The sequence below is a fragment of the Anabaena sp. UHCC 0399 genome (assembly GCF_034931465.1).
Taxonomy (GTDB): Bacteria; Cyanobacteriota; Cyanobacteriia; order Cyanobacteriales; family Nostocaceae; genus Trichormus; species Trichormus minutissimus.
The window spans coordinates 56,007-81,714 of sequence record NZ_JAYGGZ010000012.1 but is presented as its reverse complement, the minus strand read 5'-3'; the positions used below and the strand labels follow the sequence as shown (position 1 = coordinate 81,714).

26 protein-coding genes are annotated in these 25,708 nt (G+C 42.3%); 8 read left to right on the top strand and 18 right to left on the bottom strand.

The window, feature by feature from the left end; genetic code table 11:
• The first annotated feature begins 252 nt into the window (after positions 1-252).
• Positions 253-600 (top strand): hypothetical protein, encoded by a 348-nt coding sequence (locus tag VB693_RS09160; RefSeq protein ID WP_323265988.1) that lies wholly within the window; start codon positions 253-255, stop codon positions 598-600.
• 87 nt (positions 601-687) lie between these two features.
• Here VB693_RS09160 and VB693_RS09155 read toward each other — a convergent pair whose 3' ends face one another.
• Together VB693_RS09155 and queG are read right to left on the bottom strand one after the other, a co-directional pair.
• Positions 688-1,323 carry an HAD-IA family hydrolase gene (locus tag VB693_RS09155; RefSeq protein ID WP_323265987.1) on the bottom strand — a complete coding sequence of 212 codons (636 nt, stop codon included), beginning with the start codon at positions 1,321-1,323 and terminating at the stop codon, positions 688-690.
• A complete protein-coding gene (gene queG, locus VB693_RS09150) occupies positions 1,298-2,272 on the bottom strand; it encodes a tRNA epoxyqueuosine(34) reductase QueG (RefSeq protein WP_323265986.1) in 975 nt (324 codons plus the stop codon). The genes VB693_RS09155 and queG overlap by 26 nt, the downstream gene beginning before the upstream one ends.
• A 188-nt stretch (positions 2,273-2,460) precedes the next feature.
• Here queG and VB693_RS09145 point away from each other — a divergent pair, with 188 nt between their 5' ends.
• The gene (locus VB693_RS09145; RefSeq protein ID WP_323265985.1) at positions 2,461-2,889 is read left to right on the top strand and encodes a nuclear transport factor 2 family protein; all 429 of its coding nucleotides are present in this window, start codon (positions 2,461-2,463) and stop codon (positions 2,887-2,889) included.
• Between the two features lie 93 nt (positions 2,890-2,982).
• Here VB693_RS09145 and VB693_RS09140 read toward each other — a convergent pair whose 3' ends face one another.
• The 4 genes from VB693_RS09140 to VB693_RS09125 form a co-directional block, all read right to left on the bottom strand.
• Complete coding sequence (locus VB693_RS09140; protein ID WP_323266030.1) at positions 2,983-3,414, bottom strand: anti-sigma regulatory factor; 432 nt, start codon at positions 3,412-3,414, stop codon at positions 2,983-2,985.
• 3 nt (positions 3,415-3,417) lie between these two features.
• Complete coding sequence (locus VB693_RS09135) at positions 3,418-5,091, bottom strand: SpoIIE family protein phosphatase (protein WP_323265984.1); 1,674 nt, start codon at positions 5,089-5,091, stop codon at positions 3,418-3,420.
• 193 nt (positions 5,092-5,284) lie between these two features.
• Positions 5,285-6,004, bottom strand: coding sequence for a response regulator (locus tag VB693_RS09130; RefSeq protein ID WP_190697099.1), 720 nt, complete (start codon positions 6,002-6,004; stop codon positions 5,285-5,287).
• 81 nt (positions 6,005-6,085) lie between these two features.
• Positions 6,086-7,324, bottom strand: a complete 1,239-nt coding sequence (locus VB693_RS09125; protein ID WP_323265983.1) for a transposase — start codon at positions 7,322-7,324, stop codon at positions 6,086-6,088.
• A gap of 589 nt (positions 7,325-7,913) precedes the next feature.
• Here VB693_RS09125 and VB693_RS09120 point away from each other — a divergent pair.
• A complete protein-coding gene (locus tag VB693_RS09120) occupies positions 7,914-8,666 on the top strand; it encodes a WecB/TagA/CpsF family glycosyltransferase (protein WP_323265982.1) in 753 nt (250 codons plus the stop codon).
• Between the two features lie 155 nt (positions 8,667-8,821).
• Positions 8,822-9,577, top strand: a complete 756-nt coding sequence (ftsE, locus tag VB693_RS09115; protein WP_323265981.1) for a cell division ATP-binding protein FtsE — start codon at positions 8,822-8,824, stop codon at positions 9,575-9,577.
• A 54-nt stretch (positions 9,578-9,631) separates the two neighbouring features.
• Here the strand turns inward: ftsE and VB693_RS09110 are convergent, their stop codons facing one another.
• Positions 9,632-10,393 (bottom strand): armadillo-type fold-containing protein, encoded by a 762-nt coding sequence (locus tag VB693_RS09110; protein ID WP_323265980.1) that lies wholly within the window; start codon positions 10,391-10,393, stop codon positions 9,632-9,634.
• Positions 10,394-10,668: 275 nt separating this feature from the next.
• Positions 10,669-11,271, bottom strand: a complete 603-nt coding sequence (locus tag VB693_RS09105) for a hypothetical protein (RefSeq protein WP_323266029.1) — start codon at positions 11,269-11,271, stop codon at positions 10,669-10,671.
• A gap of 579 nt (positions 11,272-11,850) precedes the next feature.
• On the opposite strand from VB693_RS09105, the gene VB693_RS09100 reads away from it, so the two are divergent.
• Positions 11,851-12,753, top strand: coding sequence for an alpha/beta hydrolase (locus tag VB693_RS09100; protein WP_323265979.1), 903 nt, complete (start codon positions 11,851-11,853; stop codon positions 12,751-12,753).
• Positions 12,754-12,874: 121 nt separating this feature from the next.
• On the opposite strand, the gene VB693_RS09095 is transcribed toward VB693_RS09100, so the two are convergent.
• On the bottom strand, positions 12,875-13,918 hold the full coding sequence (locus VB693_RS09095; RefSeq protein ID WP_190697116.1) for an anthranilate phosphoribosyltransferase family protein: 1,044 nt from the start codon (positions 13,916-13,918) through the stop codon (positions 12,875-12,877).
• An 84-nt stretch (positions 13,919-14,002) separates the two neighbouring features.
• The gene (locus VB693_RS09090; protein WP_323265978.1) at positions 14,003-14,944 is read right to left on the bottom strand and encodes a LysR family transcriptional regulator; all 942 of its coding nucleotides are present in this window, start codon (positions 14,942-14,944) and stop codon (positions 14,003-14,005) included.
• A gap of 244 nt (positions 14,945-15,188) precedes the next feature.
• Between VB693_RS09090 and VB693_RS09085 the strand changes: the two genes are divergently transcribed.
• Positions 15,189-16,916 (top strand): ABC transporter ATP-binding protein, encoded by a 1,728-nt coding sequence (locus tag VB693_RS09085; RefSeq protein ID WP_323265977.1) that lies wholly within the window; start codon positions 15,189-15,191, stop codon positions 16,914-16,916.
• Between the two features lie 62 nt (positions 16,917-16,978).
• Here VB693_RS09085 and VB693_RS09080 read toward each other — a convergent pair whose 3' ends face one another.
• A complete protein-coding gene (locus VB693_RS09080) occupies positions 16,979-17,707 on the bottom strand; it encodes a peptidylprolyl isomerase (protein ID WP_190697121.1) in 729 nt (242 codons plus the stop codon).
• A 238-nt stretch (positions 17,708-17,945) separates the two neighbouring features.
• Positions 17,946-18,320: a c-type cytochrome gene (locus VB693_RS09075; protein ID WP_190697123.1), complete on the bottom strand. Its 375-nt coding sequence runs from the start codon at positions 18,318-18,320 to the stop codon at positions 17,946-17,948.
• Between the two features lie 210 nt (positions 18,321-18,530).
• On the opposite strand from VB693_RS09075, the gene petG reads away from it, so the two are divergent.
• Positions 18,531-18,644 carry a cytochrome b6-f complex subunit V gene (gene petG, locus VB693_RS09070; RefSeq protein ID WP_010995538.1) on the top strand — a complete coding sequence of 38 codons (114 nt, stop codon included), beginning with the start codon at positions 18,531-18,533 and terminating at the stop codon, positions 18,642-18,644.
• 507 nt (positions 18,645-19,151) lie between these two features.
• Here petG and VB693_RS09065 read toward each other — a convergent pair.
• From VB693_RS09065 to carA, 5 genes are all read right to left on the bottom strand, one after another.
• Positions 19,152-19,454, bottom strand: a complete 303-nt coding sequence (locus tag VB693_RS09065) for a DUF1816 domain-containing protein (protein WP_323265976.1) — start codon at positions 19,452-19,454, stop codon at positions 19,152-19,154.
• A 97-nt stretch (positions 19,455-19,551) separates the two neighbouring features.
• Complete coding sequence (rlmB, locus tag VB693_RS09060; RefSeq protein ID WP_190697128.1) at positions 19,552-20,511, bottom strand: 23S rRNA (guanosine(2251)-2'-O)-methyltransferase RlmB; 960 nt, start codon at positions 20,509-20,511, stop codon at positions 19,552-19,554.
• 98 nt (positions 20,512-20,609) lie between these two features.
• Positions 20,610-21,089: a Mini-ribonuclease 3 gene (locus VB693_RS09055; RefSeq protein WP_323265975.1), complete on the bottom strand. Its 480-nt coding sequence runs from the start codon at positions 21,087-21,089 to the stop codon at positions 20,610-20,612.
• Between the two features lie 480 nt (positions 21,090-21,569).
• A complete protein-coding gene (locus VB693_RS09050; protein ID WP_190697503.1) occupies positions 21,570-21,941 on the bottom strand; it encodes an STAS domain-containing protein in 372 nt (123 codons plus the stop codon).
• A gap of 155 nt (positions 21,942-22,096) precedes the next feature.
• Positions 22,097-23,263 carry a glutamine-hydrolyzing carbamoyl-phosphate synthase small subunit gene (gene carA, locus VB693_RS09045; protein ID WP_323265974.1) on the bottom strand — a complete coding sequence of 389 codons (1,167 nt, stop codon included), beginning with the start codon at positions 23,261-23,263 and terminating at the stop codon, positions 22,097-22,099.
• Between the two features lie 316 nt (positions 23,264-23,579).
• Between carA and VB693_RS09040 the strand changes: the two genes are divergently transcribed.
• On the top strand, positions 23,580-24,665 hold the full coding sequence (locus VB693_RS09040; protein WP_323265973.1) for a retropepsin-like aspartic protease: 1,086 nt from the start codon (positions 23,580-23,582) through the stop codon (positions 24,663-24,665).
• Here VB693_RS09040 and trpD read toward each other — a convergent pair.
• On the bottom strand, positions 24,595-25,665 hold the full coding sequence (gene trpD / locus VB693_RS09035; protein ID WP_323265972.1) for an anthranilate phosphoribosyltransferase: 1,071 nt from the start codon (positions 25,663-25,665) through the stop codon (positions 24,595-24,597). The two genes, VB693_RS09040 and trpD, sit on opposite strands and share 71 nt — an antisense overlap.
• Between the last annotated feature and the right edge of the window lie 43 nt (positions 25,666-25,708).

The window sequence follows — 25,708 nt, the reverse complement described above, 5'->3', positions numbered from 1 at the left end:
TATCCAAACTGTAGGGTGCATCAGTGCGATAAAACCTAACTATACTCAGAAATTATTCATACTGACGCACCCTACCCAACCATTAATTGCGGATAATTTATTTTTTGGTGTTCCCTAAGCGCAGTAATCGCCATTCGCCATATTTATCTACCCTTTAATAGAGGTAGAAATATTTCCCAAGGGTGTTAAAAACTAGCTAACTCAGTTGTTACGATCACCGCAGCAATAAAAAAATTACTTAAGGTGTTAGTTATGACTGATGAAGTGAAGCCTAATCCTAGTGAAGCTCCTACCCATAATGCACAATTAGTTGCTGAAAGTATAGCTAGTGGTGAAGCAAAAGCACCCCAGGTTGATTTTGAGACTGACTATGCAGCTGCACAGCAATTGAGTGAAGGTGTTGCAGTGGAAGCAGCTACTACACCTGAAGAGAAAAAAGCTGAAAGTGAAGTAACAAAAACACAAATTCCATCCACTGGTAACCCTGATGATTATTTAGAATTAGCCAAGGAAGTAGGAGCTTCAAAGAATGAGGCTGTAACTACAGTCAGTGACGATTTAGTCCAAAAAGCTCTGGAAAAGGGTCAACCTAAGAAATAGTCAATTGGTCGGTAAACTGTCGTCAGCTAAAAACCCGCCTACGCGGGTTTATTTTGTATAGCAAAGATTTCCCATCGTCCAGTGTTTCTAACAATTTTGTACGACTTGCAGCAATTCACTAGGTTTGTGAATTAAAAAATCAGGATTTTGTTTAGCTAGTATTTCCGGAGAATTAAATCCCCAAGTGACGGCAACTACTTTAATATTAGCTTTTTTTGATGCTTCAATATCTCTGGTTTCATCACCTACATAAATAACTGTTTGCGGCTTGAGTTGTTTCTGTTTAAGCACATTATTAATAATGGTGGTTTTGCCGAAAATTGTCACTCCTGAATAGATGAATTCAAATAAATTATCTAATTCATTAATTGTGAGAAAAGCTGTAACGTTATCTTTGGAGTTGGATGTAATAATTCCTAGCTGATAACCATGATATTTTAGTTCTACTAAAGATTCTTTCATCCCAGGAATTGGTTTCAATCCCTGGATTTTATTTTTTAATTCAGCTTTTACCTTTTTAACTAGAAACGGGATTTTAAATAGAGAAACTCCTGAATATTTAATAATTTCTCTCGATGATAAATTTTTCAGGAGGGTTAATTGATCTGGTGTAATTTGAATATAACCAAACTCGATAGCCAAACGATTGGCAATACTTACAAGTGCATCTACAGTATCTGCAATTGTGCCATCAAAATCAAAGATAATTACTTTCTGTGTCATTACATTGCCTAGATGCGTCAAGATTAGCACGGGCATTCCGTTTTAACATTTCTGGCTTAATCCGCCGCAACGCTGATGCCGGAAATCTTCTTTCCCACTCCTCATTTGAGATTTGCGCTAATTCTATCAGCTTCGGGGCGATATTTTCAGGATAGGGCTGAAAATCTACCACATCTGTGTCTTGCGCAAAACGCTGATTCCAAGGACAAACATCTTGGCATATGTCGCAACCAGCTACCCAACCTTGCATATGGGATGCGATCGCCTCTGGTAATTTTTCTGCCCGGTTCTCAATCGTATGATAAGCTATGCAGCGATTAGCATCTACTACAAATGGCTCGGTAATTGCCCCAGTAGGACAAGCCGCCAAACAACGTGTACAACTACCGCAGTGTTCTGTGTGGGGGCGATCGCTTTCTAGTTCCAGATTTGTCAACACCTCACCCAAAAATACCCAAGAACCATACTCTCTAGTGATCACATTGCCATTTTTAGCAATCCAACCAATCCCGGCTCGTTGCGCCCACACTTTATCTTGGATGGGGCCAGTATCTGCATAGTAACGAGCTTGAACCCCTGGATCTAGGGATTGTAACCAAGTAGCCAGGGCTTTGAGTTTCTTGTGCATCACTTTGTGATAGTCTCTCCCCCAGCCATAACGGGAGATTTTGGCGTACTCTTCCCCTTCAGGGCGTTGGTGGGGGGTGTAGTAATTGAGTGCTACACAAATAAGCGATCGCGCTTCTGGCATGACTAAGTTAACATCCTGACGCTTCGGGTTATTCATCCACTCCATATCAGCGTGATAACCCAGCATTACCCATGCTTGCAGCCTCTCTGCTTCTGTATTATTTCCCCTATCTACAGCAGCAATGCCAATCTTGTGAAAACCCAACTCTTTGGCTTTTTCTTTTACCACACTGCTGCTAACTACGGAACAGTAGTTCATTCGTATAACCAAAATGGCCGTCTATCGATTATACCTAACTCGTTCAATGTTCCCATGTAAAAGCTTGGGAATACATTCTGTCTCTGGTGAGATTTATTTATTTGGTAATACACTCCAATAGCAGCTTTTTTTCTGTCTGCTTTTTTATTTTAATTGATCTTCAGCGATCATTATTTTAGGTACTTTTTATGAAAGCTCCTGAATATTCATCTTATACCGCAAAAACTGCACCTGAGATTCCAGGAATTACAGAATCTACAATCATAGAGTATTTCACAACTTTAAACGCTGGAAACTTTACAGCAACTGGGGCTTTATTTGCCGCCGAGGGTGTGATGTATCCACCCTTTGAATCTGGTATTGTGGGGACAGATGCGATCGCGCGTTATTTACAACAAGAAGCCCAAAATATCAAAGCTGACCCTTACCAGGGAATAGCTGAACCCTTAGAAAATGGGCTGATCCAAATACAAGTTAGGGGCAGAACACAGACCTCTTGGTGTAGCGTCAATGTCCTGTGGCTATTTATGCTCAACCAGCAACAGCAAATCCTCGAAACTCATATCAAACTTCTAGCATCGCCTCAAGAGTTACTGGCTTTGCGCCCTGAAAAATAGTCACCACATAGGAAGCAGTAAATTAGGACGGGATTAGGTTGTATGGGAGCAGAGGAGATTTTACACCCATACCCAATTCCCAATTCCCCACAACTATTGAGTATTAGCAAGTTCCGGGATAGTGGCTTCTAATTTTAGACAGTTAGCACCATCAACTTGTAACTGATATTCCACTTTATCCATCAAACGACTCATAATCAGCCACCCGTAACCACCTTCTTGTTTGTCTACAGGATTAGGTGGAAAATAAGTAGACAAATCAAAGCCAGTACCGTAGTCCCAAACCTCCAGAGAAATATCTCGCTCCCTGAGTTCCAAACGCAACAAAATAGGTATATTAGACTGCTCCTTGTGAGCATGACGGACTACATTAGAGTAGGCTTCGACCAATGCTAGACGCAAACGACTGGACTGTCTTGACCAATCAACAGATTCCCCCAATTGGATTTTTAGACATCCCAGTAACCAGTTTTCTACAATATTTAAATAATTCAAGTCACTTGGTACGTGCAACTCACTTTTCATCACTTACAAGACCTCCAGAGAGAGTATAGTTTGATCATCTTCTTGTACGGGGTTATCTGCCTGGATGCAAGCTAGTAAATGGTTCAGAGACAGTGGTTGTGGTTCGTCTTGCAATATTTGCCACAGACCATCTTGTTTCAGCATAGAACGACTTACTGGGAAAACGCCATCCACGGTTTTTGCGGTTGATAAGAATTTATTTGATACCATTGCTTCTGTAATTCCATCACTAGCAAGCAGTAATGTATCTCCAGGGGAGAGAACTAAGCGACCTGACTGGGCTTGCCATTCCGGTAATATTCCGATAGGAATACCTCGGACTTTGAGATAGTTTGGTTCATCTGCTCTTGTCGCTTGTTGTGACCAAACCATTGGATAAATGTGTCCAGCATTCGCATATACCAAATCTCTAGTAGTCGGGGTGAAACAAGCTAAGACAAGAGTAATGAAGCAATTGTTGCTAATTAAGTCAGTACATAAAGCATTATTGAGATTATGTATAACTACATTGGGATCAGCAGGTGTTTCCTGAGATAATTCCCGACGCAATACAGAAATAGCACTAGCCATAAATAAAGCAGCTGGTACACCCTTACCAGAAACATCTCCCACGGCTAACCACAAGTCCCCTTTGGGGTGGACAAAGACTTCAAAAAAATCACCGCCTACTTCTCGTGCTGGGTAGCAGCAAGCTTGTAACTTCCCACCTTTAATATCAGGTAGAGTTTGGCGCAGCAGATTGTTTTGAATTTGGCGAGCAACTTCTAACTCAGCTTTAATTTGCTCTTGCTTTTCCTGGAGACATTGGTAAAGTTTGGCTTGAGAAACAGCTAAAGCAGCTTGTTCTGCGACGCCTGTAATTAGTTGAATTTCTTCATCATGCCAAGGCTCATCTTGACCCCATTGGTATAAGGCCAGCACCGCCAATAGGTCTTGTTGGTAAGATAGGGGGACAACTAAGTAGTTACAAGATTTGTCGTCATATATTTCTTGATAAATTTGACATTCATGAGTTGCTAGCACCTTTTCAATTAAGAAACTGGGGTCAAAAGCATTATCGGGAGTATGGAATACTGGATTTTGATAAGAAAACTCATTTGGTAAGAGAAGATCATCTTCTACTGGTTTAAGTAGACAACAAGTAGCATCAAAGGTTTGTCCAATGGTAGCGACAATCTTTTGCAGCATACTTTCATAATCCAATGACTCTCGAATAGCTGTTGTCACTGCATTAAATAAAGATTCCCGCCGTAAAGCTCGACTTAACTCTTGGGTACGCTTTTTGACTATGCGATATGTTTCAGTAGCCTGCTCAACTAGAACTTTTAACCGTTCTGGATTCCAAGGTTTGGTGATGTACTTGAAGACTTGACCAGAGTTAATGGCATCTACCAAATCTTCGACATCAGTAAAACCAGTTAGTAAAATCCGAATGGTGTCAGGAAATCGCTCTACTGTTTGACTGAGAAATTCCGTACCGTTCATTTCTGGCATTCGTTGGTCGGAGATAATGACCGCCATTTCTCCTTCTTTCTCCAGAATTGCCAATGCGCCACGGGCATTATTGGCTTTGTATACTTGAAAATCTCGCCTAAAAGTGCGGTAGAGTAAATCTAAGTTATCTGGCTCATCGTCTACGACCATGAGCTTAAGTCTTTCTACCTCGGTTTGCGTCATATTTGACTTTTATTTGCAGGTAAATCTGTGGCAAAACAATATAATTTTGATTTTGCCCAACTAAAAATTTACTGAAAAAGTAGTTTTTTCCAGCAAAATCATTTGTTTTTACGAGTATAACTTTACTCTCGATTTTCTGTACCCTTGTATTGAATTTCAAGGGGTGAAATTTGAGAAAATTGAGAGATTAAATTCATCCAACTAATCCAGAACGTAAGGCACGGACAGCAGCTTGGGTACGGTCATCAGCGCACAGCTTATTCAAAATATTGCGGACGTGAGTTTTAACAGTCCCCACGGTGATGTAGAGACGTTCGGCAATAAGTGCATTGCTGCAACCCTCGACAATTAATTGTAAAACCTCTAATTCTCTTTCTGTGAGGGTGTAGGAGTCAGGATTCTCCTGATTATCTGAAGAGTCTGAGCGTGAGCCAAGATATTTGCGGTCTGCTGCCAGATTATCGGGCTGGGGCGGATTTTGTTGTGCTTGTTGTAATACAATGCGAGCGATCGCCGGATCGATCCAAGCATTGCCATCGTGAGTGACTCTCACCGCTTCCAACAAATTATCAAACTTAATATCTTTCATACAGTAGGAATCAGCCCCAGCCGCAAAAGCCGCTAACACCGCTTCTTTATTATCTTGAAGCGTTAAAATTAATACTTTTGTTTCTAGCTCGTCTCCATTCCTAATGGCATTGAACTCCCGTGTAAGTTCAATGCCATCTTTATCCGGTAATCCAATATCGACAATAGCAATATCTGGATGTACCATTTTTAACATTTTCAATCCTTCGACAGCATTAGCCGCTTCTCCGACAATTTCAATTTCTTCATTTTGTAGCAGAGCTGTGCGAATACCCATACGGGTAAGGTCGTGATCTTCAATCAGCACAATCCGAATTTTATTCATAGTCAACTTCTACCCGTTACGCTGCCTTAACTTTAAAACTGAGTTTACTAAAAAAGACTTAATAGATGCAGTGTGAACTACCTACACTGACCTTGCGGTACAGTGTAGGCTTCCCAATTCATTGGGGACTGCCTCAACCTTAGTGGATTTTTTACGTCCTGAAGATTTTGGTCTTACATCCCCTCCAAGGGCAGAGAAGCTCGTTCCTAACTCCAAAAGTCGCAATCCTTCATTTTTAATATTTATCGCAGCGTTAATGTCTCTATCGTGTTGCTTTGTGCAGTGTGGGCAATCTACAAACCTAACACCTAAAGAATCATAGCCTTTCTGTAGCATAGGAATAGGTAGTAGAGTCTCACTACAAAGTTGAGAAGATGGGAAGAAGCGACCTATTTCAATATAGATATGTCCAAAACTCTCAGTTTTGTATTTGAGCATGGTTTGAAACATTCCCCATCCTTGGTCTGATATCGCTTTTGCCAAGTTAGGATTTTTAACCATGTTCTTAACTGCTAGATTTTCTATACAAATAACTTGGTTTTCGTATGCTATTTTGCGAGATAGCTTGTGTAGAAAATCTTCTCTAACTCTAGCTATTTTACTAGAGACTTTTGCAACTAAACGTTTTGCTTTACGACGTTTGTTAGATGTTTTATCAGTTTTTTTAGCGAGTTTTTTCTGTTTGCGTTTTCTATTCTTTTCTAATTTCGCTAATTGTTTTTTTGGAAGGTCATATTTAGAACCTTCGGAAGTTATAGCAAAATTCTTTAACCCTAAATCAACTCCTATAGCCTCTCTAACTGCTACGACCGGGGTATCTTCCTGGTTAAATAGTATAGACGCATAATATTTACCATCTGCATTTCTCGATATTGTGACAGTCGTGAATTTAGCGTCAGGTAGTTGTTTGTGAAACACAGTTTTCATTAACCCCAGATTACCGGGAAACTTAATAACAGAATCCTCTGGCATCAGTTTTATATTTTGGGGGTATTGAATCGATTGCTTACCATGCTTAGGTTTAAAGTTAGGGAATTTAGTACGCCCCTCAAAGAAATTGACAAACGCACTTGAAAGATTGAACGTTACTCGTTGTAAAACTTGGCTGTAAGCTAGTCCCAACCATTCAAATTCTTTTTTTAGTCCCGGAAGCAACTTATCCATAGCTGCTTTAGAAAGCCCTTTGCCTGTTTCTTTGTACGCGGTGGTTGTTGCATTAAGCATATAATTCCACAACCATCTAGTATTACCAAAACATTGAGCTAGATATGATTCTTGCTCATCAGTGGGATAAATCCTAACTTTAATTGCTCTATACATGGTATCGACCTTACCGTGTTCACGTATTCATGGTAACACATATTTTGATGATTGTTTCACCAAAAAACATCATATTTTGCTCGTTTCGTCGTCGTAGTCTTCCCGGTTTTCGCTGCGCTCAAATATGGTCAGACTACACTCCGGGCGAGTACGCCCCGCTTCGCTAACAACTCACGCGCAATTCATCTCGACACTGACCTGAGTACAGGTACAGTGTGAGCCTTCTTGCTGTTCAAGGTAAATAATTGTGTACGCAGATAAATATAGAATGTTTACCATTGAGTGCATTTGTAGGGACATAAGGCACTACGCCTTAACCACGCTATGATACTAGCCTCTTGATTAGTAGAAAGGGGATGATCTTGCTAAGAATTTATCAAAAATCGATGATAAAACTCTGCTGATGAATTATAAGCTGTTTTTATCATCGGCAGTAGGCAAAAAAACTATCTAGCGCATGGGGTCATTTTCACCAGATGGATAGCTTCCCTATTTTTACTTTGGCCAAAAAGTAAGAGACACCCTATTAAAAAATTTGATAAACTATCGTTCTAGATCATCTGGTGTGAGACTAATTCAGATAAAGGCTATGTTTCAAACCCCTAAAGTGTTTTCGGTTTTGGGAATACCTGTTCATGTGATGAATGACTATCCAACTTGGTTGCTAGAATGCTGGCAACACAGCCGAGGGACTCATGTCATCACCCTCAATGCAGAAATGACTATGCAAGCACAGCAAAATCCTACTTTGGCGAAAATCATTCAAAGTGCGGAATTAGTTATTCCAGATGGTGCAGGGGTAGTTCTGTATTTAAGATGGCTACTGTGGCAAAAGATCAACCGTTGTCCAGGTATTGAACTAGCAGAAATGCTGTTGCGTGGGATTGGGCAACAGCAGACAGACAAAACAATATTTTTCTATGGTGGTGCGCCAGGAGTAGCGGCAAAAGCAGCAGAGTTTTGGCAGCAGCAAAATCCTGGTTTGAATATAGCTGGTAGTCATTCTGGCTACCACTCTGCTGAAGAAGAACAGCAACTGCAACAAACTTTAGCGCAATTGCAACCGCAATTAATTTTGGTGGGTTTGGGTGTACCACGTCAAGAATTATGGATTGCCCAAAACCGTCATTTGTGTCCCCAAGCCATTTGGGTGGGTGTCGGCGGCAGTTTTGATATTTGGTCAGGGACAAAATCTCGTGCGCCATCTTGGTTGGGTAATAACAATTTGGAATGGTTGTATCGACTTTATCAAGAACCTTGGCGTTGGCGGCGGATGTTGGCTTTGCCCCAGTTCGCGGTTAAAGCTTTTATTTATCGCTTGACAGCTAAGGGTGCGACTTAAAAATTCAAAATTCAAAATTCAAAAATAAATTTTGAGTGTTTAATTTGTGATTCCTAGGTATTTCCTGGGAATCATTATTTTTAGTCATTAGTTATTGGGTATGGGATTTTCTCCCCAATTCCTAATTCCTAATTCCCAATTCCCCTTTTTTAGCAATGCCCGTATTAACCAATCCAGTCACAACTGAACAACAGAAGGATAGTGAAAAGCAACAGCACGGTGGTGCTGCTGGTAATATGGTGCAACTATGCGCCGTTACGAAAACTTATACTAATGGCTGTCATGCTTTGTTAGATGTCAACTTAGAGGTTAAACAGAAAGAATTCTTGTTTATTACTGGGCCTAGTGGTTCTGGTAAGTCCACACTTTTGAAGCTGCTGTATGGTGAGGAATTACCTACGCAGGGAGAAGTGATTGTCAGTGAATGCAATGTCTCAGCTTTGCGGGGCGATCGCTTATCATTATTACGAAGACGCATTGGGATTGTGTTTCAAGACTATAAACTAATTCCCCAGCGCACAGTGGCGGAAAATGTAACTTTTGTATTACAAGCCCAAGGCTACACCCGCAAAGAAATTCAAAGGCGTTTAGAACCAACATTGAAACTGGTGGGGTTAATTTCTAAAGCCGATTGTTTTCCTCATCAACTTTCGGGCGGAGAACAACAGCGAGTCAGTATTGCAAGGGCAATTGTGGGTACACCGCCTCTAATTTTGGCTGATGAACCCACAGGTAATCTTGATCCTGATAACTCCTGGCAGGTGATGCAAATTCTGCAAAAATTAAATTCTTTTGGGGCTACAGTTATTGTTACTACCCATGATGAACAACTAGTACGTCGGTGTAATAAGCCCGTGCTACAAGTTCGTAATGGTAAACTACATCGCCAATCAGTAGTGAAAAGGGAGTAGGAAGTGGGTATTGCTTCCTTGTCACCTGTCACCTATCACCTGTCACCTACACCCCTACATAGAAACACGTGCCTTGATTTTGGTTGCTAGAGGGATGAGAGGTAAAGGAGTGGATGGTAACTGCGATCGCTCCAAAGTTTGTATACTCTCAAAGGCTGCTTCTCGAATTGCGGTTTCTTCCTCTCGACTCAAGAGGAGATATAAACATCGCAGAACGTCTTGCTGTAATGCCGGATCAGTTTGCTGACGGTTGACTATCTTAGTTAACCGACGGATAGCAATTAAACGCTGAATGGGGTCTTGTTGAGTGAGATTTAGCAACAAATTCTCAAAGCTATCTTCTTCACGATGGCTGTAAAAGTTGACAATTTGCCAGACTAATAAAATTAAAGTTAATAAAGTTCCCAACCCTTGGACAATAGCCCCAGTCGCTATCCAAGGACTGCTGGAGTCAGCCCAAATTGCCGCCGCCATATATGTAATGAGAGTAGCAATACCACCACTGCTGACTGCCAAGACTAATTGACGGTTTGGACTGTTGAAAAACTTTTTAATCTCTCTCCAATGCAGTTGCCAATCCCACTTTTGCATTGAGTAGACCACTAACATAACACTGATACCAACTAGCAGTGCCAATAATAATTTCCAGTTCCACAACAGCATACCAACAAGTAACGTTAGCAAGCCTAGAATTGCTCCTGGCTCTGAGAAACGCTGAATGGTTCGTTGCTTGGTGGCTTTGGTTTTAAACTCTGGAAGCAGCCAGTCGGGTCTCTGGTTGATTAATTGCTGCCAAGAAGATACAGCCTTTGCCACAGTGTTTACCTACCTACTTACAAAATATCTATATAGATTGATTCCACTAGGTATGGGAAAGTTAGACTGTAATTGAAAACTGAAATTTCAGCATATTTCACACTTGCCACTTTCCTACTACTCAGTAATATAAATGGAATATCCATATTACTCTACAAGCATATCTAGGCTGAAGTAGCAAAATCAGGTTTTATTACTGATTTTTTTAAATTTCGCGGGCAGAAAAAATACTAAATAATAGCCCAACACATAAGTATCTGTTGAATCCGTTCTTTTTAAACACAAAAACGGAACTCATCGATGGTGAATTGACCATCAAAGGCGCAGAAGGTAATGGTGTGAATGTTTTTAGCGGCGACAGATAATAATAGATTGGGGGATAAGGATGAATCAGAATTGGCTAGATTCGCCCCTGGTAAGATCGTTTGGCATAATAGTTGGCGATCGCAATTATAGGCAGAAAGCACTAATCGCTGTGAGCTAGTGACACACGTACTTACCCAGTTTACAGGACGAAGGAAACTGGCTTCTAAAAATCCACTTTTGGGTGAACCCATCAATACTGTTACCCCTGACTTCGTTGGGAAGGCTGGATTTGATGGTTGTATGGCTAGGGAATTTTGAAAAATTACACCCCATTGCTCATACTGATGCTCTACAACTTCAAAGCATTTTAAATCTTCTAAATTGAGAGATATACACGTAGGTACATCAAGCGGAATGCTATCAGTTACTTCTTCTAGTTGTCCACGTCTAGCTGAAGCTATAATTTGATTTTGCACACCCAATGTATCAAGTGCAAATGTAGGATTTTCAAATCTTGGTATTTGATCTGATTGAAGAGTCGCCTGCTTGCCCACAATACCCCACCTTACCATTAACCAGAGAAACACTAAATAAGTAAATACACCAACAGATATTTCTCTTAATCTTGATGCTGATGATGTATAGCCACCCTTGGCGAACGTTTTGACTATAGTAATAAGTACAAAACTATCCGTAAGTTTTCTGTAGACTATCACAAAAAACTTATCCCAAAGTATTGTCTAAGTGATACTAGCTACCAAAATAAAATCTAATGAAACCTGGCTATATAGTAGTTATAAGCAAAATCTGCTTTTATACAGGAAAAAAAATTACTGAATCTTTACAAGTAACCTAGTGATTTTACATCTACTTAATCTGACGCAGGCCAGAGGTTTCTAGATTGTTGGTTCAAGGATAATAGGGAGCAGGGGACAGGGGACAGGTGACAGGCGACAGGTGACAGGTGACAGGAAAGCAGGGATAGCAGGAGGGAAAATTCAATGCCCAATGCCGAACCTACTGCGCCTAGTCGTTCGCGTAGCCTCTGTCTACGACACGCTCCGCGTTGGCGTAGCTTGCGCAGCGTCCCGCAGGGAACGGAGAGAACGCAGAGAAGTGCAATGACTAATGACTAATGACTACCCAAAACTATGATTCAACCACAAGGATTTGAGCAACGCTCGATAATTACGTCGCTGGGTAAAATGGTGTACTACACCGCTAATGGTTCACTTTGGCAAGACAATACAACCGCCGCAACAGAACGAGAAACGTTAGTTTTTCTACACGGATTTGGTGGTGGGTCTTCTGCCTATGAGTGGTCAAAAGTTTATCCGGCATTTGCTGCTGAATACCGGATTATTGTCCCTGATTTGATAGGTTGGGGTCGATCTGAACATCCAGCAAGAAATTACACGATTGATGATTATTTAACGACTATTCGCGAGTTTTTGGAGCAGACTTGTACAACTCCAGTCAGGGCGATCGCTTCTTCTCTTACAGCAGCGTTTACAATCCGAGTGGCGATTACCCATCCGAATCTATTTAAATCTTTAATTCTCGTCACACCGGCGGGACTTTCTGACTTTGGCGAAGACTACTCCCGCAGCTTGTTCGCCCAAATCGTCAGCGTTCCTCTTATTGACCGCTTACTATACAGCACTGGAATTGCTACTAGTGGGGGTATTCGTAGTTTCTTAGAACAACGGCAATTTGCCCAAGCTAACCGCATCTACGAAGAAATTGTTGAAGCTTATCTCCAATCTGCTCAACAACACAATGCTGAATATGCAGCATTATCTTTTGTTAGGGGTGATTTGTGTTTTGATTTATCACTCTATATTCAACAATTAGTTACTCCTACCGCCATTATTTGGGGTCAAAAGTCGCAATTCACCGGGCCAGAGATTGGCCGCCGCCTAGCGGAGAAAAATCCCCAAGCTATCAAAGTTTTTCAACCCTTAGAAGATGTAGGGTTAACACCACAGTTAGAATTGCCAGCCGTCACTATTGGACTGATTCGCCGATTTTTGACTTTACTGAGTGGGGAATGAGTGGTGAGTAATGAGTAATGAGTAGCCTACGGCAAGCAAGCTACAAGATCCTACTAATTGTTTTGAATTTTGAATTGGAGCGTAAAGCCTGCGGCGGAGCTTCCGCTTAACGCGTAGCGTCTCATAGAGAAGCGACTTGACTTAGTTCGTGGAGTTTTTTAGCGACTGTGCCAGTAGTTAATAATTCTTGGGCTTTGGCTATACCTGCTTGCATATCAGTACAAATTCCACTGCGCCAGAGATAAAATCCTCCATTCCACAGGGCTGTTTGCATTAGTTCGCTGGGTGTTCCAGTCAACACTTCCTGCATCTGATCTAATAATTCTTCGATAGTGTTTAAGGGTACATTCTTGGTAGTAAAGCCGTAATCATGGGGAGATAGGAGCAATCTTTCTATTTCTGGGGGTGATTTAGATAAAGCGATGATGGCTGTGCGATCGCGTGGTAAATCACTACTCCCTTCTAGTCCCTTCACTAATGTAAACTTTGTCACCCCTCGTAGTCCCAAAGCTACCTGAAACATGGCTTCTGTGGGCGGATGGACAAACCCCGCTATAACATGAGCATCGCCAGCATAGGGACACCAAATTAGTTCCATTGTGGCGAAGGGTGGACGTTTCCCTAGTTGATCACGGTATTCCCAAAGACTCTTCGTCAAGGGAAAATGCTGTGGTGTATAAACAAAGCCGATGCCTGTTTTCTCTAAGACTTCTTGGGTGTTTGCTAGTGATAAGCCTGTCCAATCAACTCCTAAACCTCGCCAAATATCTACTAAGGGTAAACCGTATTTGGTTGGTAGGCGATCGCCGCCGTGCATAATAACTGGTTGTCCGGCTGAGGCTAGTATCAGGGCAGTTACAGGGCTAATGGGTGCTGTACGCGTTCTGCCATCATATGGCTGACCAAAAACTATGACTGGACGTGTAGAGTTGATGGGTTGCAGTTTTGGCCCCAGTTCCTCGTAAGCATCTAGCATTCCCGCTAATTCTTCCCCTGTAGGACGTTTGATGCGGTGGGCAATCAAAAATGCACCTATTTGGGCTGGTGTAGCTTCACCCAATAACATCATCTTGGTAGCCGTGGCTGCTTCAGCACGAGTTAGATTCTCGCCTGTATGGTTGCCACTACCTACTTTTTTCAGCAAATCCCTGAATAAAATACTCATACAAGTCAATAGTCAATGGTCAATAGTCAACAGTCAAGTTGAAGACTGGGGACTTTTGACTGTGGACATTTGACTAATCATACTTTAAGAGGCTGATCGCTGTTGGTCAAACTGTGGGGTAATATTCTCTCGGACTAGCTGCCAAAAGTGCTTGATTGGGGGAATGTGCAGGCGGTCTTGAGTTGTTACCATGACTACGCGGCGAGTCAAGCTAGAATTATCAGATAATGATCCACTCGCTGCTAAAGAACGTACTGCTAGGGTAGGGTCAAGGCGTGCTTCTACTAATGCAGATGTGGGTAGCAAAGCTATTAATTCACCTTGGCGTACTACTCCCCGAAAAGCATCGAGGGTATTCACTTCTAAAGCTGCTTGTAGGTTTGCTTCTAGTCGCTCAAATTTATCTTGGATCAGGCGTTGCATCCCATAACCATCCTTAAATACTACTTGGGGATAACGCACCAACTCCGACCAAGGGACAAATTCATATTGGGCTAGGGGATGATTAGCTGCAATCAATAGTTCAATGGGTTCATCATAAAGGACTTCTACGACCATCTCCCTACCGGTGGTAAGAAAACGATTATTCATGACAATCGCTAAATCTACTAAACCATCTTTGAGGACTTTGAGGGCGCGATCGCTCCCCAAAGATGTCACCCGCAATTGCACATCGGGATAATCACGACAAAATTTTTGTAATACCGGTGGTAAGTAAGAACCACAAACAGAATGAATCGCCGCAATACACAATTCCGGCTGCTTTCCTGCAACTAAATCTGTGATTTCTTGAGTAGCAGTTTCCCATTCTTGACAAATTTTCCGGGCGCGAGGTAACAATCGTTCACCGCCTAAAGTCAGCTTGGACTGATTAGTTCTATGAAACAATTCCACGCCTAAATCAGCCTCCAAAGACTGAATTTGGCGACTGATCGTCGATTGGGTGACACCACATTTCTGGGCTGCTTTTTGGAAACTGCCAGTTTGGGCGATCGCTAGAAACGCTTGCAACTGTTCTAGTCGCATGGGATATGTAGCCTGAATTACATTTATAGCTTTTATTTAAATTAACGGATTTTGATTTTTAATTTGGTAGATTTTGATACAGCTTTTGTGGTCTTTTTCTATATAAGGTGAATTTTGCTTTTCTAGGTAGGAAACCATATCTTTAGTTTTGCCAGCCTGCACTAGTGAAGGAAATTAACTTTGAGAAACTACCCAAAAGCTGCTAGCGTCTAACAAAGGATCATATTTTTGTGGACGTGAGAGCTTGAAAACTCGTTCTAATTACTGGCAACTGCTGCCCTATATTAGACCCCAGTGGCAGAACATTACTAAGGGACTAGTCGGCATTTTGGGATATGTGCTGGCGACATTGACGCTAATTAATTTTGCGGGGAAGTTAGCAACGCCCTTTGGTCAAGGTAATGTCATAGCGATCGCGCAATTAGCAGCAATCTTGGCCTTGGTGTTTCTTGTTCGTGGCGTTTTTCAGTCTGTCCAAGACATTTATATGTCGAAAGCAGCTTTAAGAGTCGCTTTTTATCTCCGCAAACAGATATACACCCACTTACAAAAATTAGATTTAAGCTATTTTGAAACTGCCAAAGCTGGTGATTTATCTTACCGCCTCACCGAAGATATTGACCGGATTGGTGAAGTCATCAATAAACTGTTTCACGACTTTCTCCCCTGTGTGTTGCAGTTGATAGCCATCCCGGTATATATGATTTACCTGAATTGGCAACTCACCTTAGCTACAGTGATAGTCGCACCATTGATGGGTGTGTTAATTGGTTGGTTTGGGGAACGCTTACGTAAATACTCACTTAAAAGTCAAAATCGCGTATCTGATTTATCAGCAATTCTCACCGAAGTTTTTAGTGGTATTCGTCTAATTCGAGCGTTTGCAGCAGAAAATTATGAAATTGCGAGATTTAGCCATGAAGCAGAACGCAGCTTTCAAGCTAAATATTCAGCCGAACGCCTGAAAGCTGTGCAGATCCCCATCATCGGATTTTTAGAAGCCTTGAGTGCTTTATCCTTAATTCTGGTGGGAACGTGGCAAATTCAGCAAAAAAATTTAACGGTAGCAGAGTTTTTTAGTTACCTGGCCGCAGCTGGGTTATTAATCGACCCCATCGGTCATGTCACTAACAACTACAACGAATTTAAGCAAGGGGAAGCCTCTGTAGACAGGATCTTTGAATTGATGGCGATGCAACCAACGGTGACAGAAAAGCCCAAGGCGATCAACTTACCACCTGTTTTGGGTAAAGTCGAATATCGTCACATAACATTTGCTTATAAACCAGGAGAACCCGTCTTAAAAGATATTAGTTTATTAGCAATGCCAGGGGAAGCGATCGCGCTGGTAGGTGCGTCTGGTGCTGGTAAAACCACCTTCGTTAATCTTCTCCCGCGCTTTTATGACCCCACAAATGGGGAAATCTTGATTGATGGTGTAAATATTCGGGATGTCTCTTTAGAGAGTTTGCGGCGACAAATTGGCATAGTTCCCCAAGAAACAATCATGTTTTCTGGGACTGTGGCTCAAAATATCGCTTTTGGAAAAGACTCATTTGACTTAGAAACAGTTGCAGCAGCAGCAAAAATTGCTAACGCCCACCAGTTTATTACCCAGTTACCAGAGGGATATCAAACTTGGGTAGGTGAGAGGGGTGTAAATTTATCTGGTGGACAAAGACAAAGAATTGCGATCGCCCGTGCTGTGTTGCTAAACCCACAAATTTTAATTTTAGATGAGGCCACATCAGCCTTAGATTCCGAGTCAGAAGCTTTGGTACAGGAAGCCTTAGAAAGACTCATGCAGCAAAGGACAGTATTTATTATCGCTCACCGTTTAAGTACAGTCAGAAAGTGCGATCGTATTTTAGTATTAGAACGAGGACAAATTGTAGAGTCAGGCACTCATGAAGAATTATTAGCCCTTGAGCGTCGTTATGCAAGGTTTTATACTCAGCAGTTTAGTCATTAGTCAATGGGGTAAAAGTTCCTCCCCTGCAACCCTACCTTCCTTCTCCTCCATCCAATTACGAATTACGAATTACGAATTACCTCAACTTGCTTTTGCTGTTCCTGCAACCAAGCTTCAAATAATTCATTCAGTAGACGCGCCTTCATCGGATCATCTAGTTGGGCTGGGATAAACTTCTCCACTCGTACAATTACTAACCACTCTGCAATGCGGGCTGGGGATGAGATTTGACCAGGTTGACAATTACTAAGTATTTGTACCATTGCTGGATGAAGTGTATTCAGTTCCACAGGCCCCACTAAGCCACCTGTTTGAGCTTCTGGCCCTTGTGAATACTTCTGTGCTACATCTGCAAAAGACTGTTCTTTAGCTTGAATCCGAAAGTAGAGTTCTTGAGCTAGTCCAGCATCTTGAGTCCGGAGAAGGGAATAAATTACTTTATCTAGTTTTCCCTTTAACTGGAAAAAATGAGATTCTAGTTTGTTACCCCAAGTAACTTGCTTAAATTTCTCTAGTTTTAATTTACGAGAAATCATATTATCTAATTGCTCAGAAATCAAACCTTGTTGCGTCATCCATGCTTGAATATCAGCTGCTTGTGTTAACTGCCTTTCGGCATAAAAACGCTGTTTAGCTTGGGCTACTTCTTCAGGCTGACATTCTATCTCTACTATGGCCTCATCAATAATTAATTCCCTTAGTAATTGTGGCAGCAGTTGATAATTTGCTAGTAAGGGAATAATTTCACTAGCTTGGATTTGACGGTTGCCGATTTGAAGCACTTCAGTCATAATCTATTTGGTTTGGCTCTCTAGGGTGATAGATCCTGAGTTAGTATCCTGCACAGGATGGCTATATGACTCTTTTTCACAGTTTTAAGGTTTTAATAGCAAAAACATACTATTCATGTAAAGTTTACTCGAATACTATACGTAATTTAACTGAAGAGTAAAAATAAACTTCTCACAAAAAACAGTAGGCGATCAAGAAGATGATTCACCTACTGCTTAGTATGGACTGAATACCAAATTATAAACTTTCTAAATAACTCAAAAGATCCGCCATTTCTTGAGTATTAGGCTGAAATTTTGGCATTGGTGGTGTTTTACCACTAATGACTTGATCAATTAGTCGATACTTGGATTTGTGTTTAGAAACACCTTGCAAGCTTGGGCCTACTCGTCCATCTGCTTCTAAACCATGACAGCCAGCACAATTGATTTGAAAGATAGCGTGTCCTTGTATTTGGTCTCCTTGCAAAGCCAGAACACTCTTGACGTATGGGTCAGAGGCTTGAAGCATCTGAACACCAAAAATGCCCAAAAAGACTGCTAGCAGTGTCGCCAGAGCCAGTAAAGCGCACTGCTGAATCAGAGTTTCAGGTTTGGTAATCTGGTTATCCAAAAGTTGTGCTGTAAAAGTCTAGTTGTTTTCAAAAATTTTCATTTCCTACACATAGCTTAAAAGTTCTTGATGCTGACTGCAAGCATATCTGAGACTTTTTTGCTGACTGGTGATTGCCTAAAATGTTTGTAGAAAGCGGGATTCATCCCCAATTTGGTAAAATCATAAGCGGGAAATGAATGTTGAATAATCGTAAACAGGAGACTTAAAGTGGTTGAACCCTTGCTATCAGGTATTGTTCTTGGTTTGATTGTAGTTACCCTCGCTGGGTTATTTTACGCTGCCTATAAGCAATACAAGCGTCCCAATGAATTGGGTGGTTGATTTAGTGCTGTTAGCGTAGCCCGTGCTGAGTTTTATTCAGTGCTGAGTGGGTTATAAGGTGGATGAGGAAGCAAGGGGAGGATCTTAATTTAAATACATAATTAATTAATCTCCTACCTTGCGGGTACTCCTAATGAAAACGAGGAAAGTAGCCGTTATTCGGATCTCAATCCCCCTCATCCTCCTTATCTATAAGTTTGTGTAAACTGCGTGCATCTGAAAACTACACGCCGCTTTTTAAAGCAATTCGCAATTACGTTTTGTAACGGGGATTTGACCCCGACACAAAACTCTCCGCTTGTAGAGGCAGGGTAATTAACCCCCACTACCTTATTAATGGCTAAGGCTAAGTAGGTCGGCGTAAATAATTATCTTTGGGATAAGGCAGGTGGCATGGGGAACAAGGGTTTGAGCCTTATTTACTTCTTTCACACAGTTTGGTTTTATTATGCCGACTTACTTAAGTGCTAACGACTATTGAGTCTGGAATTTTGATTATTGCCTAAATTAAATCTGACCGCTAAAGGCAGGCGTTACTTTACGGTCAATGCGTTCCCCCAGGTCATCAGCAATAGTTAAATTATCCGGCTTGCATCGCTTGACATTTACTAATATTCCTTGCGCTCCTTCTGCTTCTAAATCTTCTACGTAGCCTTTGGTTGCTACTTTGGCATCAGTGGAATTGAGAAAAGGGCCAAAATAATAGGTGCAACGGGGATGTTGAGTTTCAATTTCTACCCACCAAGCCAAACCAAGGCTATTGTAAGTATTAATTACGGTTTCTTTCAGGTTATGCCAAATTGTTGTCATGGTTGCCGCCAATTTATCAAAGTGGTACTGAATGTTAAATGTTTGGTATCGTCGTTTATTCTGTTTACATTTCTTTATACTCTTTTACGCATAATTTTCAAAGAGGTTTTGGTAATTTATCTAGGTATAAAGTATTTACAGCACGTTGACGAAAAATCTCATACAGTGCCATTCCTGATGCTACAGAGGCATTTAGACTGGGGGTCTTACCCAGCAGGGGAATTGATACCAACACATCACACGATCGCTGTGTCAACATACTAAGACCTTCGCCTTCCGAGCCTACGACTAAAACGATAGGGCCACGGAAGCTGACGGTGTGGAGAGGTTCGCTACCATCTGCCGCAGTACCATAAATCCAAAAGCCGGCCTCTTTTAATTCTTCTAAGGTGCGACTGAGGTTAATTACTCTAGCTACAGGGAAGTTTTCTAAAGCACCTGCTGCGACTTTTACTACAGTAGATGTAATTCCGGATGCTCTTCTTTGAGGGATGATGAGACCTTGAGAGCCTATAGCCTCGGCAGTACGAATAATTGCACCCAGGTTATGGGGATCGGTGATGCCGTCAGCTACTACTATAACGGGATCATTTACTGACTTAGCCTGCTCTATCAATTCATGTAATTCGATGTATGAATAGGGAGCTATTTGTGCGGCGATTCCTTGGTGGTTGGCTTGGTCTGTGATTTGATCTAGCCGCTTGGGTTCTACTTCATCAATGACTGTACCGTTTTCTTTGGCTTTGAGAATTAAATTATGAAATCGGGGATCGTAACGCAGACGCGAAGTCACCCAAATGCGGTTTAGTTCCCGTTGATTTTCTAAAGCACTTAAGACTGGATGACGACCATAGATCATGTCGTTATCGCTATCTCTTTCTTCTATTGGTTTGGGAGATACCGATGGAGGGGTAAAGATACGGCGTGGATGTGGCTGATTCTCTACTTTTCTAGGACTGCGAGTCGAATTAGTCACAACACGCTTACCTTTAAGTTTGAGGACTGGCCCGCGATTAGCTTCGGGTGCAGTTTTGATTTTTTTAGGTTTATTGTTCATGGGAGTTTGGGATAGAACGCATGAATAGACATACCGATTCCTGAATACACTGAACCATTACGTAATGATTTTCCAATCATGGAGATTAAAGCGGTTATTTATTTCTCTAGATGGATTTTTTGCAATAGTTCGGTTAAACGTGGCAAATCGGTGAGATACAAGTAGCCAATTAAAGTTTCTAGACTAGTTGCTTGTTGATATATTTCGGGATTAACCCTTTTAGGTCGTCCTGTGGCGGCGTTACGGCCTCGCCGGACTATTTCTAATTCGGATGTTGTCAAGTAAGGAGTTAGCGATCGCAAATGTAGCGCCTGTGTTTCTGCTCTTACCTGTGCTACTACCAGTCTATGATAAGCTTCTGGCCTTTGTAGTGGTAGCAGGTAATACATTCTAGCATAAAGCTCGTAGATTGCATCCCCCAAATATGCTAAAGCTGCGGGGGAAATTTGCTGTATTTGCCCCTGAGAAATCTGTTGTGTAAATTGCGCTGTGTTTGCTAAGAGTAATTGATGCCAAGATGTATCCGTCAGGGGATCTTCATCTTTGCTATCTAAAAACTCTTCCTCCTTTGACTTCACAAATTAACTGTTCCTTATCGGGCTAAATATCTAAATATATGGTAAATATCTGCAAAAAATAGCTCTATTCTCTGAGAACCATGCTGTGTTTATATACCCAGCATAATTAACACTATCAGAATTATTTACTAATTTTATCTTTTTGCCAGCGATTTTGCATGGATTGAGAATTGGACATTGGGCATTGCGAAAAATCAATTCAAAATTTCATAACTCCGGCTTCCTGTCTCCGGTTGATCCCAAGTACAAATACTTGCACAAACATATTTAAGGTAATAATCCCATTATTTATAGCAATTTTTATTAGTGTGAGGTAAATCTAAATTTTCTTATCTGTCACCTGTCACCTGTCGCCTATCGCCTGTCACCTAATTTGGTGGCTTTTCCCTCTCCCACAGGGAGAGGTTATTGCCAGCCTGTAAAACTAAGCTATCCCATACATTGTTCGGAATAGCTTAATTGCTTGATTCGGTCAAGCGATCACGACTGCTTGATGTTGTCTAGAGCTGCTTCAACAGAGGTTTGCAGCGAGAGAAACTTCTCTAAGCGCACAAGCTTGACCGTTTGAGTTACACGGGCATTGGTGACTATTTGCAAAGTTCCTTCGGCGGTTTGAGCTTGCTTGGCTAGCTGTACCAAAGCACCCAAGCCAGAACTATCAACAAAGTCAATTTGCGAAAGATCCAGAATAATGTGCTTTGGCCCTTCTTCAATTTTGTTGCCAAGAACCTTGCGAAATGTCGGTTCAGAAAAGGCATCTAACAAACCTGTGAGGCGGAATAGCTGATAATTATCCCGTGCTTCACGAGTACCTCTCAGGCTGACGGTTAGATTTAGTGGTTCAGCAATAATTCCCTCCTCATGGTTAAACTAAACGCTCAAGTATAGATGTTTTTTAGGCTTGTTGTCTACAGGTCTTTGGAGTAGTGAGTGCTGAGTAAGATTACCCGCTTGCAACTCTTGACTTGGAACTCTTGACTCGGAACTAACTTTTTCCCCAGTTTTTTTTAACTCACTTCGGCTGTAGTTGCTTGACGTGCTGTTTGCATGGATTGGACAAACTGCTCAAACAAGTAATCAGCGTCGTGGGGGCCTGGACTGGCTTCTGGGTGGTACTGCACTGAAAAAATGGGTAGAGATTTGTGCCGTAATCCAGCGACGGTGCGATCGTTTAAGTTGAGGTGGCTAATTTCCACAACTGCCTCAGGTAAAGAATCTGGGTCGATCGCAAAGCTGTGGTTTTGGCTGGTAATTTCTATCCTTTGTGTTAATCCCGCAGGCTGATTTAAACCCCGATGCCCGAATTTTAGCTTGAAGGTTTCTGCTCCCAAGGCGTGACCGAGAATTTGGTGTCCCATACAAATGCCAAAAATGGGTTTTTGACTTTCGAGTAGGGTTTTAGCCGTAGCAATCCCTTCAGAAACTGCTGACGGATCACCAGGCCCATTCGAGAGGAAGATACCATCAGGATTGTATTTGAGAATTTCTGCTGCTGGTGTATCGGCAGGTACAACAATTACTCGACAACCATAACTAGCCAAACGACGTAAGATATTGCGTTTCACACCAAAGTCTAGGGCGACAACCGTTAAGGATTCCTGGTTATTAACCGCAGTTTCTGGCTTAAATTCCCAAGCGGGGGTTGTGGGATCTGACCATTCGTAAACTTGGGGTGTGGTGACTTGCCGAACTAGATTTAAGCCTGCCATGTTAGGGGCTGCTTGTACCTGCTCTAATAACTCTGCTTCATCCAAAATTTCTGTAGAGATCCCACCGTTCATTGCTCCATACATCCGAATTTTGCGGGTAAGGGCGCGGGTATCTAGGCCGTAGATACCTGGAATGTGGTGTTGTTGGAGATAGTCAGGTAGGGATTGTGTAGATCGCCAGTTGCTGGGTTTATGACAAATATTACGGGCGATCGCACCGCGTATTTGTGGTTTGTCCGATTCTTCGTCTTCGGGATTAACGCCAGTATTGCCCAACTCAGGATAAGTGAATACGACAATTTGGCCGCAGTAACTGGGATCAGTCAAGACTTCTTGATATCCAGTCATGCCAGTGTTAAACACGACTTCTCCGATGGTGGTTGCCGTCGCACCAAAAGACCAGCCACGGTAAACAGTTCCATCTGCTAAGACAAGTAGAGCAGGTATTGCGTCAGACAGGGGCATAAGCGATAAATAGGGGATTGGGGATTGGGAATTGGGAACTGGGCATTGGCTATTTCCTCTTTTTTGCCCCTCTGCTGCTCTGCTATTTCCTGGTGTCTTGTTAATAGTGAGCAGTCTTGAGTCCCCAATTTAGTTAATACTGCGACTGTTAATTATCCCATGAGTTGGCGAATTGAACCTTACCAAGGAAATTAATTAAAAATTAAAATGAAGGAATAATTCTGAAATTCTGGGTTTTAAATTCTTCAATAGGAAATTAAATCTACAATGGGAGTTGGTGGCAGGAGTCCTGGGACAATTAAAATCGAAATTAATTATGCTTCAGCCCTTTTTTTCTCGTGCAACCCTAATTGTTCTCTCTGGTGCGATCGCAGTTGTGAGTGTTGGTTGTAGTGCAGGTAAGCCAAAGACGGGTATTCTTCGCAATCAACAGTCTGTAGTGACTGATGATTTAGCCGTAGTACAATCTTCTGTTGAAACTACGCCAGCACCAAATATGCCAGCATCAATAGACCTGCCATCATCGGTCTTAGAACCTAGTCCTTTTGAACTGGGATTAGATAAGGCAGCAGGTGCGACCAGTATCAGTCAATCGGCTCAATCACCAGATGATTGGTATTTGGTGGCGAGTCAGTATCATGATGCGATCGCTTTGATGCAGAAAGTCAAACGGCCAAGCTCAGAGTTTGCGATCGCGCAGACGAAAATTTCTGAGTACGAAGGACACATGAAGTATGCTATTAGGCAAGCTAATACTGTGGTTCGTCCATCGCCTAAGTCGGTAGCTGTAGCGTCTCAAAAGCAAAAGGTGGCTGTTTCTCGTCCGTCCTCGCCCCCACCTGAGACTTCAACATCATCCCGATTTACTATTCCTGTTCCTCCCCCCGGAACGACAGAACTACCACCAGAACCAAGGAATTTTCCGTTATCAGCCGCTATTTCCCCAGAAAAAGTATATTCTGCCCCCATTAGACGGCGGGTTGGGGGTACGCCTGTAGTGAGTGTGACTTTTAATGGTCAACAGCAATTTGACATGATTGTTGATACAGGCGCAAGTGGAACTGTGATTACCCAAGAAATGGCGCGTGCTTTGGGAGTTGTGGCGGTGGGGAAAGCTAAAGCTAACACCGCTAGTTCTAAGGCTGTGGAATTTGCGATTGGTTATCTGGATTCGATGACTTTGGCGGGTGTGAGAGTGAATCGCGTTCCTGTGGCGATCGCTGGGGCAGAACTGGAAACAGGGTTACTGGGACATGACTTTTTCGGTAATTATGACGTCACCATTAAACGCAACGTGGTAGAGTTCCGCCCACAATCGCACTCAGATGCTACTAATTCTGTAGGAATTCAACTAACTGTGCCAACTTTGCCCACGCAGTACCAGTCTGTAGAATCTCCTTAGCCACTGTTACACCTTGGGCATGATCCATCAATGGGATCGCACCGGCTACTTGTAGTGCTAATGAAGCATTGAGGGCTACAGCATCTTGTTGTGCTTGAGTTCCTTTCCCCTGTAGCACCGCCTTTAAAATCACAGCATTTTCTTGGACATCGCCACCTTTGAGGGCTGTAATTGGTGCTGGTGTGACACCGACTTCTTGGGGATTCACTGTAGTTAACTTGACTTCACCACCAGATAACACCGCCAAATCTGTTAAATCACCTAACCCAGCCTCATCAAGTCTTTCTCTTCCGTGGAGGACAATCGCCTTTTCTTTACCCAAATTGTGTAAAGCTTGGGCAACAGTTTCTAGAAGTTTGGGTGTAAATAACCCTACGACTTGCCCAGTCGGACGCAGGGGGTTTACCAAAGGGCCTAGCAAATTAAACACCGTGCGGATTCTTAAAGTCCGACGCAATTGTGCCACTGCTTTAAGTGCGGGATGCCAACCGGGGGCAAACAAGAAAGTGATCCCGATTTCTGGGAGTGCCGCTTGCACTTTTTCGCTATCAGCAGCTAAATTCACACCTAAAGCCTCTAAGACATCAGCACTACCTGTCAAACTCGATGCAGAACGATTACCATGTTTGGCGACAGGTACACCATAAGCAGCCACGACAAAAGCCACGGCTGTCGAAATATTGAAAGTTGAAGAACCATCTCCACCAGTACCACAAGTATCGATAATAGTCCTGAGTGTGGGGGAAGTTTTCCCAGTCCCCATTTTCGATTGAGATTGTAAAACCTCCGCCATACCTGTTAACTCGTCGGCGGAAACACCCTTAAAGTTGAGTGCTGTTAAGATTGCGCCAGATAATTCTGGGGGGACTGCTTCAGTCAGCCAACCCTGCATTAATTCGGCAGCTTGGGCGCGACTGAGAGATTGACCATCAATTAACTGTTGCAGGAGAAGATACCAGCTGGTTGAGGATTCCGGGGAGGCGTTAGCAGAAATTGTCATATTAAATTGATAACTGTTAGGGATAATTACATCAATTGTGTAT

Coding starts and splice junctions, on each gene's coding strand:
- VB693_RS09120 (WP_323265982.1), top strand. CDS start 7,914: ATGTTTCAAACCCCTAAAGTGTTTTCGGTTTTGGGAATACCTGTTCAT.
- VB693_RS09140 (WP_323266030.1), bottom strand. CDS start 3,414: ATGAAAAGTGAGTTGCACGTACCAAGTGACTTGAATTATTTAAATATT.
- VB693_RS09155 (WP_323265987.1), bottom strand. CDS start 1,323: ATGACACAGAAAGTAATTATCTTTGATTTTGATGGCACAATTGCAGAT.
- VB693_RS09065 (WP_323265976.1), bottom strand. CDS start 19,454: ATGACAACAATTTGGCATAACCTGAAAGAAACCGTAATTAATACTTAC.
- rlmB (WP_190697128.1), bottom strand. CDS start 20,511: ATGAACAATAAACCTAAAAAAATCAAAACTGCACCCGAAGCTAATCGC.
- VB693_RS09040 (WP_323265973.1), top strand. CDS start 23,580: ATGCTTCAGCCCTTTTTTTCTCGTGCAACCCTAATTGTTCTCTCTGGT.
- carA (WP_323265974.1), bottom strand. CDS start 23,263: ATGCCCCTGTCTGACGCAATACCTGCTCTACTTGTCTTAGCAGATGGA.
- VB693_RS09130 (WP_190697099.1), bottom strand. CDS start 6,004: ATGAATAAAATTCGGATTGTGCTGATTGAAGATCACGACCTTACCCGT.
- VB693_RS09135 (WP_323265984.1), bottom strand. CDS start 5,091: ATGACGCAAACCGAGGTAGAAAGACTTAAGCTCATGGTCGTAGACGAT.
- VB693_RS09100 (WP_323265979.1), top strand. CDS start 11,851: ATGATTCAACCACAAGGATTTGAGCAACGCTCGATAATTACGTCGCTG.
- VB693_RS09090 (WP_323265978.1), bottom strand. CDS start 14,944: ATGCGACTAGAACAGTTGCAAGCGTTTCTAGCGATCGCCCAAACTGGC.
- ftsE (WP_323265981.1), top strand. CDS start 8,822: ATGCCCGTATTAACCAATCCAGTCACAACTGAACAACAGAAGGATAGT.
- VB693_RS09095 (WP_190697116.1), bottom strand. CDS start 13,918: ATGAGTATTTTATTCAGGGATTTGCTGAAAAAAGTAGGTAGTGGCAAC.
- VB693_RS09125 (WP_323265983.1), bottom strand. CDS start 7,324: ATGTATAGAGCAATTAAAGTTAGGATTTATCCCACTGATGAGCAAGAA.
- VB693_RS09105 (WP_323266029.1), bottom strand. CDS start 11,271: ATGGTAAGGTGGGGTATTGTGGGCAAGCAGGCGACTCTTCAATCAGAT.
- VB693_RS09080 (WP_190697121.1), bottom strand. CDS start 17,707: ATGACTGAAGTGCTTCAAATCGGCAACCGTCAAATCCAAGCTAGTGAA.
- trpD (WP_323265972.1), bottom strand. CDS start 25,665: ATGACAATTTCTGCTAACGCCTCCCCGGAATCCTCAACCAGCTGGTAT.
- VB693_RS09160 (WP_323265988.1), top strand. CDS start 253: ATGACTGATGAAGTGAAGCCTAATCCTAGTGAAGCTCCTACCCATAAT.
- VB693_RS09145 (WP_323265985.1), top strand. CDS start 2,461: ATGAAAGCTCCTGAATATTCATCTTATACCGCAAAAACTGCACCTGAG.
- queG (WP_323265986.1), bottom strand. CDS start 2,272: ATGAACTACTGTTCCGTAGTTAGCAGCAGTGTGGTAAAAGAAAAAGCC.